The sequence below is a fragment of the Pseudomonas sp. PLMAX genome (assembly GCF_046042685.1).
Lineage (GTDB): Bacteria > Pseudomonadota > Gammaproteobacteria > Pseudomonadales > Pseudomonadaceae > Aquipseudomonas > Aquipseudomonas putida_AE.
The window spans coordinates 1,735,232-1,751,631 of sequence record NZ_CP064949.1; the positions used below are offsets into that span (position 1 = coordinate 1,735,232).

10 protein-coding genes are annotated in these 16,400 nt (G+C 61.8%); 7 read left to right on the top strand and 3 right to left on the bottom strand.

Annotated elements, in window-relative coordinates; translation table 11 throughout:
- The first annotated feature begins 202 nt into the window (after positions 1–202).
- From DKB71_RS08000 to DKB71_RS08010, 3 genes are all read left to right on the top strand, one after another.
- Positions 203–1,378 carry an L-rhamnonate dehydratase gene (locus DKB71_RS08000; protein ID WP_034150001.1) on the top strand — a complete coding sequence of 392 codons (1,176 nt, stop codon included), beginning with the start codon at positions 203–205 and terminating at the stop codon, positions 1,376–1,378.
- Between the two features lie 51 nt (positions 1,379–1,429).
- On the top strand, positions 1,430–2,425 hold the full coding sequence (gene araD1 / locus DKB71_RS08005; protein WP_408600034.1) for an AraD1 family protein: 996 nt from the start codon (positions 1,430–1,432) through the stop codon (positions 2,423–2,425).
- A 121-nt stretch (positions 2,426–2,546) separates the two neighbouring features.
- Positions 2,547–4,127 (top strand): aldehyde dehydrogenase (NADP(+)), encoded by a 1,581-nt coding sequence (locus tag DKB71_RS08010; protein ID WP_408600036.1) that lies wholly within the window; start codon positions 2,547–2,549, stop codon positions 4,125–4,127.
- A 115-nt stretch (positions 4,128–4,242) separates the two neighbouring features.
- Here the strand turns inward: DKB71_RS08010 and DKB71_RS08015 are convergent, their stop codons facing one another.
- Positions 4,243–5,151, bottom strand: a complete 909-nt coding sequence (locus tag DKB71_RS08015) for a DMT family transporter (protein ID WP_408600037.1) — start codon at positions 5,149–5,151, stop codon at positions 4,243–4,245.
- A 157-nt stretch (positions 5,152–5,308) separates the two neighbouring features.
- Between DKB71_RS08015 and aceK the strand changes: the two genes are divergently transcribed.
- The 3 genes from aceK (at position 5,309) to DKB71_RS08030 (ending at position 12,557) form a co-directional block, all read left to right on the top strand.
- Entirely contained in the window at positions 5,309–7,027 is a 1,719-nt protein-coding gene (gene aceK / locus DKB71_RS08020) for a bifunctional isocitrate dehydrogenase kinase/phosphatase (protein WP_323606771.1), read from the top strand.
- A gap of 168 nt (positions 7,028–7,195) precedes the next feature.
- Positions 7,196–11,107: an ATP-dependent RNA helicase HrpA gene (gene hrpA, locus DKB71_RS08025; RefSeq protein ID WP_408600038.1), complete on the top strand. Its 3,912-nt coding sequence runs from the start codon at positions 7,196–7,198 to the stop codon at positions 11,105–11,107.
- Positions 11,108–11,435: 328 nt separating this feature from the next.
- Positions 11,436–12,557, top strand: a complete 1,122-nt coding sequence (locus DKB71_RS08030) for a beta-ketoacyl-ACP synthase III (protein WP_408600039.1) — start codon at positions 11,436–11,438, stop codon at positions 12,555–12,557.
- Positions 12,558–12,794: 237 nt separating this feature from the next.
- On the opposite strand, the gene DKB71_RS08035 is transcribed toward DKB71_RS08030, so the two are convergent.
- Complete coding sequence (locus DKB71_RS08035) at positions 12,795–14,114, bottom strand: putative porin (RefSeq protein WP_274073572.1); 1,320 nt, start codon at positions 14,112–14,114, stop codon at positions 12,795–12,797.
- 282 nt (positions 14,115–14,396) lie between these two features.
- On the opposite strand from DKB71_RS08035, the gene DKB71_RS08040 reads away from it, so the two are divergent.
- On the top strand, positions 14,397–15,521 hold the full coding sequence (locus DKB71_RS08040) for a GNAT family N-acetyltransferase (RefSeq protein WP_408600040.1): 1,125 nt from the start codon (positions 14,397–14,399) through the stop codon (positions 15,519–15,521).
- 18 nt (positions 15,522–15,539) lie between these two features.
- On the opposite strand, the gene aqpZ is transcribed toward DKB71_RS08040, so the two are convergent.
- Positions 15,540–16,238, bottom strand: coding sequence for an aquaporin Z (gene aqpZ, locus DKB71_RS08045; RefSeq protein WP_274073574.1), 699 nt, complete (start codon positions 16,236–16,238; stop codon positions 15,540–15,542).
- Positions 16,239–16,400 lie beyond the last annotated feature (162 nt).

A 16,400-nucleotide genomic window follows, 5' to 3' on the forward strand; every position in this document is an offset into this window, starting at 1 on the left:
TGTATTGCCCCGATAACTCGATCTAGGGGATTACTGCTCTTTCCTATCACCCCAGGTTATCGCCGGATACGCATAAGTGATTATCCGCACCCTCGGGCGCTGGCTACAGTCGCTCCATCGAATGCCTGGAACCGCCATCCGAGCGGCTCCACGCAGCGACACAACAATGACAAGAAGCCGGCAGCGCAAGGAAACCGTATTCATGAAAATCAAAGCGATCCGTACCCGCGTATTCGAGTGGAAAGGTAAAGTCGTCCCACCTCAAGCGCACTTCTGCACCAACGCCAGCGACATCCTGTTCGAGCGCGGCGACGCCATGGGCTCGTTCCGTTTCCACGGCTGGCTGGTGGTGGAAGTCGAGACCGACACCGGTCTTGTCGGCATCGGCAACTGCGCCCTGGCGCCCCGTGTAGCCAAGGAAATCATCGACACCTACCTGGCACCCATCGCGATTGGCGAAGACCCGTTCGACAACGAATACATCTGGCAGAAAATGTACCGCCAGAGCCACGCCTGGGGCCGCAAGGGCATTGGCATGGCGGCCATCTCGGCGATCGACATCGCCATCTGGGACATCATGGGCAAGGCGGTCAACAAGCCGGTGTTCAAACTGCTCGGCGGCCGCACCAAGGAAAAGATCTGGACCTACGCCTCCAAGCTCTACGCCAACGACAACCTCGACCTGTTCCTCGAAGAGGCCCAGGGCTATCTGAACCAGGGCTTCACCGCGCTGAAAATGCGCTTCGGCTACGGCCCGAAAGACGGTCCGGCGGGCATGCGCAAGAACATCGAACAAGTGCGCGCCCTGCGTAACCTGGCCGGCCCCGACGTCGACATCATGCTCGAATGCTACATGGGCTGGACCCTGGAATATGCCCGCCGCATGTTGCCCAAACTGGCCGAGTTCGAGCCGCGCTGGCTGGAAGAACCGGTGATCGCCGACGACATCGAGGGCTACATCGAGCTGAAAAAAATGGGCATCATGCCGATCTCCGGCGGCGAGCACGAGTTCACCTCGTACGGCTTCAAGGACCTGCTGGAACGCCGTGCGATCGACGTGATCCAGTACGACACCAACCGCGTCGGCGGCATCACCGCCGCGCGCAAGATCAACGCCATGGCCGAGGCCTGGTCGGTGCCGGTGATCCCCCACGCCGGGCAGATGCACAACTACCACCTGACCATGTCCACCACGGCGTCGCCGATGGCCGAGTTCTTCCCGGTGTTCGACGTCGAGGTCGGCAACGAACTCTTCTACTACGTGTTCAAGGGCGAGCCGCAACCAGTTAACGGCTACATCCAGCTCGACGACAACAAGCCGGGCCTGGGCCTGGAAATCTCCGATGAGTACTTGAGCGACTTCAACATCATCGAGTGACCTTGAGGCGCCGTCATCCGGCGGCGCCGTCCATGACTTTGCGGAGGCGACATGCGCCTGATTCAATTTGAAAACACCGCCGGTGAGCGCCAGGTCGGGCTGGTCGACGGGGCACAGGTCCAGGTGCTCAACGGCACCCGCAGCACCCGTGAACTGGCACTCGCGGCGATCCGCGGCCAACGCAGCCTGCAGGAAGAAGTCGCCCTGCGCGGCACCGAACCGGGCCCGGACTACGCCCAGCTGTTGCAGCAGCGCCAGGTGCTGCCACCGCTGGACCACGAAGATCCGGCCCACTGCCTGATCAGCGGCACCGGCCTGACCCACCTGGGCAGCGCCTCGGCGCGGGACAAGATGCACCAGCAGGAAGGTGCCGTCGAAACCGCCATGACCGACACCATGCGCATTTTCAAATGGGGCCTGGAGGGCGGCAAGCCCGCGGCCGGGCAGGTCGGTGCGCAGCCGGAATGGTTCTACAAGGGCGACGGCAGCATCGTCGTGCGTCCCGGCGCGGACTTTCCGGTGCCGCCCTTTGCCGAAGACGCCGGCGAAGAGCCGGAGCTGACCGGGCTCTACGTGATCGGCGACGACGGCCTGCCGTATCGCGTCGGTTATGCATTGGGCAATGAGTTCTCCGACCATGTAATGGAACGGCGCAACTACCTGTACCTCGCCCATTCGAAACTGCGCTGCTGCTCCTATGGCCCGGAGCTGCGCGTCGGCGAATTGCCCAGGCACCTGGAGGGCACCAGCCGCATCAAGCGCGATGGCAAGACGATCTGGGAAAAGGAGTTTCTCAGCGGCGAAGACAACATGTGCCACAGCCTGGCCAACCTCGAATTCCACCACTTCAAGTACGCGCAGTTCCTGCGTCCCGGTGATGTGCATGTGCACTACTTCGGCACCGCCACGCTGTCGTTTGCCGATGGCATCAAGACCCAGCCGGGGGACCGCTTCCAGATCAGCCTCGATGAGTTCGGAGCGCCGCTGGTGAACGGCATCGGTGAAAGTGCCCAGCCGTTGGCAATCGGTCAGGTGCGTGCGCTTTAACCCCTGTAGGAGCCGGCTTGCCGGCGAAAGCGATTTTTCACGCGACGTTGATGTTTGCCGTGCCGTGGCCTTCGCCGGCAAGCCGGCTCCTACAGGTCTGTAATCGATCAAGGAATCCGCAATGACCACGATACTTGGACACAATTACATCGGCGGCCGCCGTAGCGCCAACGGCAACTTGCACCTGCAAAGCCTCGACGCGACCACCGGTGAGCCATTGCCCGGCACCTTCTTCCAGGCATCCGAAGCCGAGGTGGATGCCGCCGCCAAAGCCGCCGCCGCGGCGTGCCCGATCTACCGTAATCTCAGTGCAGAAAAGCGCGCGACCTTCCTCGATGCCATCGCCGATGAAATCGATGCCCTGGGCGATGACTTCGTCGCCACCGTGTGCCGCGAAACCGCATTACCGGCCGGGCGTATCCAGGGTGAACGCGGTCGCACCAGCGGCCAGTTGCGCCTGTTCGCCAAAGTCCTGCGTCGTGGTGATTTCTACGGTGCGCGCATCGACCGGGCGTTGCCGGATCGCCAGCCATTGCCACGCCCGGACCTGCGTCAATACCGCATCGCCCTGGGGCCGGTAGCGGTGTTTGGCGCCAGCAACTTTCCGTTGGCATTCTCCACCGCCGGTGGCGATACCGCCTCGGCCCTGGCCGCCGGATGCCCGGTGGTGTTCAAGGCCCACAGCGGGCACATGGCAACCGCCGAGTGGGTGGCGGACGCGATCATCCGCGCCGCCGAGCGCACGGAAATGCCTGCGGGGGTGTTCAACATGATCTACGGCGGTGGCGTCGGTGAGTGGCTGGTCAAGCACCCGGCGATCCAGGCCGTGGGTTTCACCGGCTCGCTCAAGGGCGGCAATGCCCTGAGCCACATGGCGGCGACCCGGCCACAGCCGATCCCGGTGTTTGCCGAGATGTCGAGCATCAACCCGGTGTTCCTGCTGCCCGAGGCGCTGGCCGTACGGGGTGAACAGATCGCGACGCAGCTTGCCGGTTCAGTGACCTTGGGCTGTGGCCAGTTCTGTACCAACCCTGGCCTGGTCATCGGCCTGCGTTCGCCGCAGTTCAGCACGTTTCTGGAAACCTTTTGCGCGAGCATGAACCAGCAACCTGCGCAAACCATGCTCAATGCTGGCGCGCTGGCCAGTTACAGCCGAGGCCTGGGCGAGCTGCACGAACATCCGGGGCTGACCCATCTGGCGGGCAAGCCGCAGCAGGGCAGTCAGGCGCAGCCGCAAGTGTTCAAGGCCGATGTCGGCCTGTTGCTCAAGGGTGATGAACTGCTTCAGGAAGAAGTGTTCGGGCCGACCACCATCGTCGTAGAAGTCGAGAGCCGTGCGCAGTTGGCGCAGGCGCTGCAAGGGTTGCGTGGGCAATTGACAGCGACCTTGATCGGCGAGGCGGATGAGCTGCTGGAATACCGCTGGCTGGCGGAGATGTTGCAGGAAAAGGTCGGGCGGATCCTGCTCAATGGTTATCCGACCGGGGTCGAGGTGTGCGAGGCGATGGTGCATGGCGGGCCTTATCCGGCAACGTCCGATTCGCGCGGGACCTCGGTGGGGACGTTGGCGATCGACCGCTTCCTGCGCCCGGTGTGCTTCCAGAATTATCCGGATGCGTTGTTGCCCGAGGCGTTGCAGAACGCCAATCCGCTGGGGATTCGGCGGTTGGTGGATGGGGAGGTGAGTCAGTCAGCCCTGTAGGAACTGGGCAATCGCCTTCGCGAGCAAGCCCGCTCCCACACTGGATCTTCGTTGTTGCGTAGATCAAATGTGGGAGCGGGCTTGCTCGCGAAGGCGTCATCAGCCTCAGCACAAATTACTTGGCAGTCACCTCAGCCACCCTCACCACCGCAGGCTTCAACACCAGCCACAACGCCGCCGCAATCAACACCCCGCCATACACATGCGCCATCGACAACGGCTCACCCAGCAACAGCGCCCCCCACAACACCCCGAATGGCGGGATCAGGAAGGTCGTGGTCATCGACCTCACCGGCCCGACCGAGCTGAGCAAGCGGAAGTAAACGATGTACGCCAACGCAGTACACACCAGCCCCAATCCCAGCAAAGACAACCAGACATCCCAGCCACCCCAGCTCGCTGGCGGCTGGCTGATCACGCTGTAGCCGAACAGCGGCAGCAGGAACAACGTCGCCCCGAGCATGCTGCCCAGCGCAGACAAACGGCTGTCGAGCCCACCGGCCTGATCCAGCCAGCGGCGTGCTAGAAAACCGGCAAAGCCATAACAGGTGGTGGCGAGCAGGCAGGCGAGGGCGCCCATCAGCAATTGCATATCGAATGCCACCGGGCCCGCGCGCGTCAGCACGCCAACGCCGAACAAGCCGAGAAATACCCCGCCGAGCTTGGCGCCGGTCAGCCGCTCATGGAAGAACAGGCCGCCGATCAACACGCCCATCAGCGGTGTGGTGGCGTTGAAAATGGCCGAGTACCCAGCCGGCAGCACCTGGGCGGCCACGGAATACAGGGTGGCCGGAATCCCCGAGTTGATCACCCCGAGCAGCATCACGGTCTTGAGTTTGCCTTTGAAATCCCAGCTGATGCGCATCAGCCCGAGGATCAGCAACAGGCCGGTAGCGGCAATCGACACGCGGAAAAAGGCCGTGGGGATGGTACCAATCACCGGGGCGATGATGCGCATGAACAGAAAGCTCGCACCCCAGATGGCCGCCAGTGACAGTAAACGGACAATATCGACGGGGTTCACGCTGCTCTCCTTCCTTTATGGGGACGAGAGTGTTGCCGAGCGGCTGATCGATGGCAACCGAAAAACCGGCAAATAACCCGGGCGCAAAATTACGCTTCTCCTGCACCCGCTTCACTGGCTAAGCTCAGGGCTCACGAATTCCCGCAGAGGTCTCACCATGCCGCAGCAATGGCCAGCCGCCGATATCGCCCGAATGATCCTCGATGGCTTTGACGATTACCGCGAGCATTTCCGGCAGATCACCGACGGTGCGCGGGCCCGCTTCGAGCAGGCCCAGTGGCAGGAGACGCAGGTCGCGTCGGCCGCGCGGATCAATCTCTACGAAGAAAAAGTCAGCGAAACCGTGGAACGGCTGCGCATCGCGTTCGACAGTGACACCCTGGACGTCAGTTGCTGGCCGCTGGTCAAGAGCGCCTACATCAGCCTGATCGACCTGCGTTTCGACGATGAATTGTCCGAGACCTGGTACAACTCGATTTTCTGCGGGCTGTTCAGCCATGACCTGATCAGCGACGGCTGCATGTTCATCCACACCACGCGGCCGAGCCTGCGCCGGGCCCGCGCCGCGCAAACCCGCACCTACAAACCCCAGGGCCAGTTGGCGGGCATGCTGGCGAGCATCTTTGCCGACTATCGCTTCAGCGAGGAATACGCCGACCTGCCCGGCGACCTGCGCCGCCTTGAAGCGCAACTGCGCGAGAACCTGCCGGACTGGGTGTGCAAGGATCCCGAGCTCGGCGTCGAACTGTTTTCCTCGGTGCTCTACCGCAACAAGGGCGCCTACCTGGTGGGGCGCATCTACACCGCCGATGAGCAATGGCCGCTGGCGATCCCGCTGCTGCACCTGGAGGGGCGCGGTATCCAGATCGACGCGCTGATCACCGACGAAGCGGACGTGTCGATCATCTTCTCGTTCACCCGTTCCTATTTCATGGTCGATGTGCCGGTGCCGGCGGAGTTCATCGGCTTCCTCAAGCGCATCCTGCCGGGCAAGCACATCGCCGAGCTGTACACCTCGATCGGTTTCTACAAGCATGGCAAGTCCGAGTTCTATCGGGCGTTGATCAACCACCTGGCCAACACCGACGACCAGTTCATCATGGCCCCCGGCGTGCGCGGCATGGTCATGAGCGTGTTCACCCTGCCGGGGTTCAACACCGTGTTCAAAATCATCAAGGACCGCTTCTCGCCGTCAAAAAACGTCGACCGCGCGACTGTGATCGAGAAGTACCGGCTGGTAAAAAGCGTCGACCGCGTCGGGCGCATGGCCGACACCCAGGAATTCGCCGATTTCCGCTTCCCGCTGAGCAAGTTCGACCCGGCGTGCCTGGAAGAACTGCTGGACGTCGCGCCGTCCACGGTGTCGGTGGAAGGCGACACGGTGCTGATCCGTCACTGCTGGACCGAGCGGCGGATGACGCCGCTGAACCTGTACCTGGAAAACGCCAACGACGCGCAGGTGCGCGAGGCCCTGGAGGATTACGGCCTGGCGATCAAGCAACTGGCGGCGGCGAATATCTTTCCCGGTGACATGCTGCTGAAGAACTTCGGCGTTACCCGCCACGGTCGCGTGGTGTTCTACGACTATGACGAGATCTGCTTCCTGACCGAGGCCAACTTCCGCCACATCCCGCAACCGCGTACGCCGGAAGATGAAATGGCGTCCGAGCCGTGGTATTCGATCGGACCGCTGGATGTGTTCCCCGAGGAATTCCCGCCGTTTTTGTTTGCCGATTCGGGGCAGCGCAAGTTGTTCGATCAGCTGCATGGCGAGTTGTACAACGCTGACTACTGGAAAAGCCTGCAGGAGGCGATTCGGGCAGGGAAGGTGATCGATGTGTTTCCGTATCGGCGTAAAGGCCACGATACCGAGTAACCCCATCCCCCCTGTAGGAGCCGGCTTGCCGGCGAAGGCAATCCTGAGCCTTGCATCGCCAGTGCCGACGCCTTCGCCGGCAAGCCGGCTCTACAAGGGATCTCGCTCGTCCTTCAAATCTGCGACAATCCCCGACCTGCGCCACTAGACGACTGAATTGCGTACCCGATGACCGACGAATCGCCCTCCATCGACAAACTGCTGAAAAACCTCGATCACGCCATGCTTGCCGACCGCCACCGGCTGCGGCGGCAGTTGCTTGAGCTGCGCAAGAAACCTGACGAGGCCAAGCTGGCCCAGTGGGGGGCGCGGATGCAGGCGTCCTGTGACCAGGTGCTGGCCCGGCGCGCCAGCCTGCCGGTGATTCGTTACGACGACAGCCTGCCGATCGCCGCCAAGCGCGACGAAATCAAGAAAGCGCTGGAAAAGCACCAGGTGCTGATCATCGCCGGCGAGACCGGCTCGGGTAAAACCACCCAGTTGCCGAAGATCTGCCTGGAAATCGGCCGCGGCCAACATGGCCTGATCGGCCACACCCAACCACGGCGAATCGCCGCACGTAGCGTGGCAGCCCGGGTTGCCGAAGAACTCGGCACGCCGTTGGGCGCGCTGGTCGGCTATCAGGTGCGCTTCGAGGATCAGAGCGATTCCAACACCCTGATCAAACTGATGACCGACGGCATCCTGCTGGCGGAAACCCAGAACGACCGCTATCTGGAACGCTACGACACCATCATCGTCGACGAAGCCCACGAACGCAGCCTCAACATCGACTTCCTGCTCGGTTACCTGAAAACCCTGCTGCCCCGTCGTCCGGACCTGAAAGTCATCATCACTTCGGCAACCATCGACCTGGAGCGTTTCTCCAAGCATTTCGACGATGCGCCCATTGTCGAAGTCTCCGGCCGTACCTTCCCGGTGGACACCTGGTATCGCCCGCTGACCCTGGAACAGGATGAGGAGGGCAACCGGGTCGAGGACGACCTGACGGTGGATCAGGCGATCCTCGCCACCCTCGACGAAATTGCCGCCTACGAGCGCAGCGAACGCCGCAGCCCTGGTGACGTGCTGGTGTTCCTGCCCGGCGAGCGCGAGATTCGCGATGCCGCCGACATGCTGCGCAAGGCCCAGCTCAAGCACACCGAGATCCTGCCGTTGTACGCGCGCCTGTCGCCGGCCGAGCAGCAGCGGATTTTCCAGTCGCACCCGGGCCGTCGCGTGGTGCTGGCGACCAACGTCGCGGAAACCTCGCTGACCGTGCCGGGCATCCGTTACGTGATCGACAGCGGCACCGCGCGCATCAGTCGCTACAGCTACCGCGCCAAGGTCCAGCGCCTGCCCATCGAAGCCATTTCCCAGGCCAGCGCCAACCAGCGTAAAGGCCGCTGCGGACGGGTCGAGCCGGGTATCTGCGTGCGCCTGTACAGCGAAGAAGATTTTCTCGGTCGGCCGGAATTCACCGATCCGGAAATCCTGCGCACCAACCTCGCCGCCGTTATCTTGCAGATGCTGCACCTGCGCCTTGGCGAGGTCAGCGCATTCCCGTTCATCGAGCCGCCGGATGGCAAGGCGATCAGTGACGGCTACAACCTGCTGCAAGAGCTCTCGGCGGTGGACCGCAACAGCCAGTTGACCCCGCTCGGTCGGCAACTGGCGCGACTGCCGGTGGACCCGCGCATGGGTCGCATGCTGCTCGAAGCGGCCAAGCTCGGCAGCCTGCAGGAAGTGCTGATCGTCGCCAGCGCCATGTCGATCCAGGACCCGCGCGAGCGTCCGCCGGAGCGCCAGCAAGCCGCAGACCAGGCCCACGCGCAATGGAAGGATACCGACTCGGACTTCGCCGGGCTGGTCAACCTGTGGCGCGGGTTCGAAGAGCAGCGCCAGGCGCTGACCGCCAGCCCGCTGCGTAACTGGTGTCGCAAGAATTTCCTGAACTACCTGCGCCTGCGTGAATGGCGCGACTCCCATCGCCAGTTGAGCCTCATCTGCCGCGACATGCAGCTGAGCCTTAACAAAGAGCCGGCGGATTACCCGAAACTGCACAAGGCAGTACTGGTGGGCTTGCTCAGCCAGATCGGCCAGAAAACCGAAGACGGCGATTACCTCGGCGCGCGGCAGCGGCGTTTCTGGATTCATCCGTCGTCGGGTATCGGCAAGAAACGCCCGCAGTGGCTGATGACCGCCGAACTGGTGGAAACCACCAAGTTGTATGCGCGGATGGTGGCCAAGATCGATGCCGACTGGATCGAGCCGCTGGCCGGGCACTTGATCAAGAAAAACCACTTCGAACCCCATTGGGAGAAGAAGCGTGGCCAGGTCGTGGCCTTCGAGCAGATCACCCTGTTCGGGCTGATCGTGGTCGGCCGCCGGCCGGTGCACTACGGCCCGATCGATCCGGTGGTGTCCCGTGAACTGTTCATCCGCGAAGCGCTGGTGCGTGGCGAAATCCAGTCGAAAGCCAAGTGCCTGACGGCCAACAAGCAGTTGCTGGAGCAACTCGACGAACTGGAGGCCAAGGCCCGTCGCCGGGACATTCTCGCCGACGAAGAAACCCTCTACGCCTTCTACGATGCGCGGTTGCCGGCAGAGATTCACCAGACCGCGACGTTCGACAGCTGGTATAGGATCAACAGCCAGAAAGACCCGCAGCTGCTGATCATGCGCGAAGAAGACGTGCTGGCCCGCGAAGCCAGCGAAGTCACCGCCCAGCATTACCCGGACACGCTGCACATCGGCGACCTCGAATTGGCCCTGAGCTACCACTTCGAACCGAACCACCCGCGCGACGGCGTGACCCTGCGGGTACCGGCACCGCTGTTGCCGATGCTGCCGCCGGAACGCCTGGAATGGCTGGTGCCGGGGGTGATCGAAGCCAAGTGCATTGCCCTGGTGCGCAACCTGCCCAAGGCCTTGCGCAAGAATTTCGTGCCGGTGCCGGATTTCGTCAAGGCCGCGTTGCAGCGCATGACCTTCGCTGAAGGTTCATTACCCCAGGCCCTGGGTCGGGAGTTGCTGCGCATGACCGGCGCCCGGGTCAGCGATGAAGCCTGGGCCGAGGCAGCTCAGCAGGTCGAAAGCCATCTGCGGATGAACCTGGAGATCGTCGATGCCCAGGGCAAGTTCCTCGGTGAAGGGCGCGACCTGGCCGAACTGACCGCGCGTTTCGCCGAAGCCAGCCAGGCTGCCCTGGCCGTGCCGCAAACCGCGAAAAGCCAGCAGCCGGTCGAGCCGAAGGTGTTTGCCGCCGTGGCCGAGAAAACCCAGCAGAAGATCGCCGGGCTGTCGATGACGGTCTATCCGGCGCTGGTGGAAGAGGCGGGGACGGTCAAGGAAGGACGTTTCTCGACCCCGGCCGAAGCCGAGTTCCAGCATCGCCGCGCCTTGCAGCGCCTGCTGATGCAGCAACTGGCGGAGCCGGCGAAGTTCCTCCGTGGCAAGTTGCCGGGCCTGACCGAACTGGGCCTGCTGTACCGCGACATGGGGCGTGTCGATGCCCTGGTCGAAGACATCCTGTTGGCCAGTCTCGACAGCTGCATCCTCGACGGTGAAGACCCGCTGCCACGGGATGGCGCCGGATTGGCCGCGTTGGCCGAACGCAAGCGCGGCGCCTGGACCGAACATGCCGAACGCGTGGCCAGGCTGGCCCTGGAAATCCTCAAGCACTGGCACGGCCTGCAAAAACGCTTCAAGGGCAAGATCGACCTGGCGCAAGCCGTGGCCCTGAACGACATCAAGCAGCAGCTCAGCCATCTGGTGTATCCGGGGTTTGTCCGGGAAACGCCGATGCAGTGGCTCAAGGAACTGCCGCGCTACCTCAAGGCCATCGAACAGCGTTTCGAAAAAATCGGCGCCCAGGTGCAACGGGATCGGGTCTGGAGCGGCGAGTTGTCCGGCCTCTGGACGCAATACCAGACCCGCGCCAACAAACACGCCCAGGAAGGCAAGCGCGACCCGCAGCTGGAGTTGTACCGCTGGTGGCTGGAGGAATACCGGGTTTCGCTGTTTGCCCAGCAGTTGGGAACCAAGGTGCCGATCTCCGACAAGCGCCTGAGCAAGCAGTGGAGTCAAGTCGAAACCTGACCGGACCCTTGTAGGAGCTGGCTTGCCAGCGAAAGCGTCCTTGAGCCCTGCATCGCCCATGAAGACGCCATCGCCGGCAAGCCGGGCTCCTACAGGGTTTGCGTCGTTCTTTAAGCGGATTCGACATTCAGCAAAAAGGCGCCAAAATCCAAGGTTTATGGCAAACTTCGCGCCTATAAACACCGGCCCCGCGATTTTGAGCCTTCGCCGCCGCGGGCAGGTCGGAATAAAGCGATGCCAGGTTTGCGTCCACGGATGGGAATAGACCCTTTATGCATTGGTACGTTTGTACCAATGCTTTCTGCCTGAACAGATCAGAGACACGACCATGCATAACGTCGTCATCAGCGGCACCGGCCTGTACACCCCGGCCAACAGCATCTCCAACGAAGAGCTGGTGCAGTCTTTCAATGCTTATGTCGCTCAATTCAACGCTGACAACGCCCAGGCCATTGCCCGCGGTGAAGTCGAGGCGTTGACCGAGTCCAGCGCAGCCTTCATCGAAAAAGCCTCTGGCATCAAAAGCCGCTTTGTCATGGACAAGGAAGGCATTCTCGACCCGCAACGCATGGCGCCACGCTTGCCGGAGCGTTCCAACGACGAATGGTCGGTGCTCTGCCAGATGGCCATCGGCGCCGCCGAACAAGCCTTGCAGCGTGCCGGCAAAACCGCCGCAGACATCGACGGCGTGATCGTCGCCTGCTCCAACCTGCAACGCGCCTATCCGGCCATTGCCATCGAAGTCCAGGAAGCGCTGGGCATCCAGGGTTTCGGTTTCGACATGAACGTGGCGTGCTCTTCGGCCACCTTCGGCATCCAGGCCGCAGCCAATAGCGTGCAGCTGGGCCAGGCCCGGGCGATCCTGATGGTCAACCCGGAAGTCTGCACCGGTCACCTGAACTTCCGCGACCGCGACAGCCACTTCATCTTCGGCGATGCCGCCACCGCCGTGATCATCGAGCGCGCTGACCTGGCCACCTCCAGTCACCAGTTCGACATCGTCAGCACCAAACTGCTGACCAAATTTTCCAACAACATTCGCAACAACTTCGGCTTCCTCAACCGCGCCGCGGAAGAGGGCATCGGAGCCAAGGACAAGCTGTTCGTGCAGGAAGGCCGCAAGGTGTTCAAGGAAGTCTGCCCGATGGTCGCCGAGCTGATCGCTGCGCACCTGGAAGAGAACCAACTCAACGTCAATGACGTGAAACGCTTCTGGCTGCACCAGGCCAACCTCAGCATGAACCACCTGATCGTCAGGAAGCTGCTGGGACGTGAAGCCACCGAGCAGGAGGCGCCGGTGATTCTCGATACCTATGCCAACACCAGTTCGGCAGGTTCGGTGATTGCGTTCCACAAGCACCAGGATGATCTGGCTGCCGGCTCGCTGGCGGTGCTCAGCTCGTTTGGTGCGGGTTATTCGATTGGTAGCGTGCTGTTGCGCAAGCGCTGATTTTTTTCGCTGTCGCCGAAAAGATCGCAGCCTGCGGCAGCTCCTACATGGATCGATGTTCAATCGCGATATCGCGGTTGAAACCCGATCCTGTAGGAGCTGCCGAAGGCTGCGATTTTTTTTGCGCCAATAGAAACAGCCTGGCGTTGAAATATCGGAGGATGATGGGGACCGATAGATCAACGCCAGGCTGTAAAAGGGGCTCAGGCATCCATGCCGGAGTCTGTAGCGGGGGAATCAGAACTTCGCTTCAGCATCCAGTTGCAGGGTGTTGATGTCGGAGTCTTTCAGGTTGACGCTGGCGTTGGTGTAGTCGGAAGTCGCCATGAAGTACGTCGCACCCAGGGTGAAGTTCTTGTCCAGCTCGTAGCTGACTTTCAGCTTGCTGCCGCGCGAACCGGTGAAGCCGTTGGCGAAGTCGGAGTCGGTGAAGGCACCCACCACCGCGTTCTGCTGTATGTCGCGGTAGTTGTAGTCCAGGCCGAAGCCGTAGAGCTTGGTCTTGACGCCGGCCAGCCAGCCAGTGTCCTGATTGTTGCTGGCTTCGGCGTTGTGTACGTACTGGCCGTAGAGCGACAGCGGCATTGGCAGGCCGCCGATATCGATCTGGCTAAAACCTTCCCACAGGCGGAACTCTTCGCCCGGGCTGTTACCGTTGACGGCCAGAGCGCATGGCGAGGTGGTGGCGGTGCAGGTGCTGTCTTCGTCGTTGTCGTAGTTGTAGAGGCTGCCGCCGACGGTCAATTTCAGGTTGTCGGTAATGGCGAAGCGCGCACCCAACTGGCCAGCGTACAGACGCAGGTCGTGCTTGAACTGCACGCCGTCGCCATCGACGTTGTCCTTGAGCGTGTAGTGACCGGCACTGCCGAACAGTTCGGTATTGCCCAGCGGGTACTTGTAGGTCAGGGCCAGGCCTTCAGGGTTGATGTCGCTGTCCCAGATGATGTCGCCCATGCTCACCCACGGTTGCAGCATCTTGCCGCCGATCACGTGCAGGTTCTTGATGGCGTCGGGGTGGTAGTCGACATAGCCCAGGTCCAGCCAGATCTGCTTCTTGTCGAAGTAGTTGTTCAGGTCCTGGTTGGTGGAGCGAGCGTCGTCGCTGCTGCCGGTGGCGATACGGATGCCGGTGTCCACTTGCGGGTTGATTTCGCTGAACGCACCCAGGCGGGCACGAATGCGCTGGCGGTCCTGGTCTTTGTTGTTGGAAACGCCGTCGTTGTGGACGTTTTCCTGACGGAAACGCACGTCGCCCTTGAATTGGGTCTTGGCCGCCCACGCCAGTTTCTGGTCGAAGGTGCTCAGCTCATTGGTTTTCTTCGCGGTGGCCGCGATCTGCTCGTTGGTCTCTTGCTGGGCCTGACGAGCGATTTGCTGGTCCTTCTGATCCCTTGCCAACTCGGCTTGCAATTCGCTGTACTGGGCGTTGGTAATCGAACCGTTAGCCCGGAGCATGTCGAGCAGTTTGGCGTCGACTGCGGCGCTGGCCGGAACACTCATGGCCAGCAACAGGCCGCCACACAAGGCCGCCGCAGTTTTCGTGGAAGCAAGACGCATATCAATCTCCGAAGATGAGAGTGGATGGCTGGACCATCCTGGGCACAACCGACCATGGGGTGGACGGAAAACAGTGGCCGGATATAACCCGGCGCTCTAAAAACAGGCGCCAGTATCGCGATGGTTTATTACAGTGCAGTGGCAGAGTGATGGCATGTCTGTGACGATGTACAGTCGTTGCGAACCCTTGATCTAGAGCGCTGTCGTCGAAATGCCCGTGTGCAATGCACACCGATAGGCGATACTCGCGAGGCTTTCACGCCATGAAGAGTGAGGATGGTGATGCCGTTGCAACGCTTGCAAAGTCTGTCCGAAATCAACCCGCAAACCTGGGATGCGCTGGTACCCGAGAATCAACCATTCCTGCGTCACGGGTTTCTCGGCGCGCTGGAAGACAGCGGCAGTGTCGGGCCCCATTCCGGCTGGCAACCCGAGCATTTGCTGCACATGGAAGGGGATCGGCTGATCGCGGCATTGCCCAGCTACCGCAAATGGCATTCCTATGGCGAGTACGTGTTCGACCACGCCTGGGCTGATGCCTGTGAACGCGCGGGCATCGATTACTACCCCAAACTGCTGACCGCCGTGCCATTCAGTCCGGTCAGCGGCCCGCGCTTGCTGGCGGCGCGGGTGGAGGATGGTTTTGAATTACTCAAGAGTCTGCCGGGCTATCTGGAGATCGAACAACTCTCCAGTGCCCACATCAACTTCAGCGACCCGTTCACCGACGCTGCACTGGCCGAACAACCGGGCTGGTTGCAGCGCATCGGCTGTCAGTATCACTGGCAGAACCGTGGTTATCGGGATTTTCAGGACTTTCTCGACGTCCTGAGTTCGCGCAAACGCAAGCAGATGCGCAAGGAACGCGAGCAAGTGGCGGGGCAGGGGATCGATTTCGAATGGCTCGAAGGCCGGGAATTGACCGAGTCGCAGTGGGATTTCGTCTACGCCTGCTACGCCAATACCTACGCGGTGCGTCGGCAAAGACCCTACCTGACGCGGGCGTTTTTCAGTCTGCTGGCTGAGCGCATGCCGCAATCCATTCGCGTGGTATTGGCCAGGCAAGGGGCCCGTCCCGTGGCGATGGCGTTCAGCCTGATCGGCGGCGACAGTTTTTACGGGCGTTACTGGGGCTGCCTGGCGGAGTTCGATCGGCTGCACTTCGAGACGTGCTTTTATCAGGGGATGGACTACGCGATCGCCAATGGCTTTGCGCGTTTCGACGCCGGAGCCCAGGGTGAGCACAAGTTGATTCGCGGTTTCGAGCCGGTCATCACGCACTCCTGGCATTACTTGCGCCATCCGGGTTTGAAAGCAGCCGTGAAGGACTTTTTGCAGCAGGAACGGGTCGGGGTATTGGCCTACGCGGATGAGGCGAAGACCGCCTTGCCTTACCGGCAAGGCTGATCTTCGCGGTACTGTAGGTCAGCTGCTTTCCTTGCCCAGAAAGCGATACAGCACGCCGCCGACGACCGCACCGAGCAGCGGCGCGACCCAGAACATCCACAACTGCTGGATCGCCCAGCCGCCAACGATCAGCGCCGGGCCGGTGCTGCGTGCCGGGTTGACCGAGGTGTTGGTGACCGGGATCGAGATCAGGTGGATCAGGGTCAGTGCCAGGCCAATGGCGATCGGCGCGAGCCCCGCTGGTGCGCGGTTGTCGGTGGCGCCAAGGATGATCAGGATGAACATGGCGGTCATCACCAGCTCACAGACAAATCCCGCCGCCATCGAGTAGCCGCCAGGGGAGTGTTCACCAAAGCCGTTGGACGCCAGGCCCGACGCCAGTTCGAAACCGGGCTTGCCGCTGGCAATGAAGTACAGCAGGGCGGCGGCAATCACCGCGCCAAGCACCTGGGCGATGATGTAGGCCGGCAGTTCACTGGCCGGAAACCGTCCGCCGACCACCAGCCCCAGCGACACCGCCGGGTTGAGGTGACAACCGGAAATGTGGCCGATGGCGAATGCCATGGTCAGCACCGTCAGGCCAAACGCCAGGGAAACCCCGAGCAAACCGATGCCGACGTCCGGGAAAGCAGCGGCCAGCACCGCACTGCCGCAACCACCCAACACCAGCCAGAAGGTACCTACCAACTCTGTAGCGGAACGTTTGAACAGAGACATGAGAGAGTGTCCTTTCGAGATTTTGCTGCCTTGTGCATCCAGCAGATGGACTGCAGAACCACCTCCAGAACCTTGGCTGAGTACAGCACTGTTTTTCCAAAGTTCCAGTGGGCATAAAAAAACCGCCAGCGCCCGGGGTAGCGGGCGTGGCGGTTTTTTAGC

Bases quoted from the DNA above. Each gene is read 5' to 3' on its own strand.
- aqpZ (WP_274073574.1), bottom strand. From the start codon at position 16,238: ATGTCTCTGTTCAAACGTTCCGCTACAGAGTTGGTAGGTACCTTCTGG.
- DKB71_RS08030 (WP_408600039.1), top strand. From the start codon at position 11,436: ATGCATAACGTCGTCATCAGCGGCACCGGCCTGTACACCCCGGCCAAC.
- aceK (WP_323606771.1), top strand. From the start codon at position 5,309: ATGCCGCAGCAATGGCCAGCCGCCGATATCGCCCGAATGATCCTCGAT.
- araD1 (WP_408600034.1), top strand. From the start codon at position 1,430: ATGCGCCTGATTCAATTTGAAAACACCGCCGGTGAGCGCCAGGTCGGG.
- DKB71_RS08035 (WP_274073572.1), bottom strand. From the start codon at position 14,114: ATGCGTCTTGCTTCCACGAAAACTGCGGCGGCCTTGTGTGGCGGCCTG.
- DKB71_RS08010 (WP_408600036.1), top strand. From the start codon at position 2,547: ATGACCACGATACTTGGACACAATTACATCGGCGGCCGCCGTAGCGCC.
- DKB71_RS08000 (WP_034150001.1), top strand. From the start codon at position 203: ATGAAAATCAAAGCGATCCGTACCCGCGTATTCGAGTGGAAAGGTAAA.
- hrpA (WP_408600038.1), top strand. From the start codon at position 7,196: ATGACCGACGAATCGCCCTCCATCGACAAACTGCTGAAAAACCTCGAT.
- DKB71_RS08040 (WP_408600040.1), top strand. From the start codon at position 14,397: ATGCCGTTGCAACGCTTGCAAAGTCTGTCCGAAATCAACCCGCAAACC.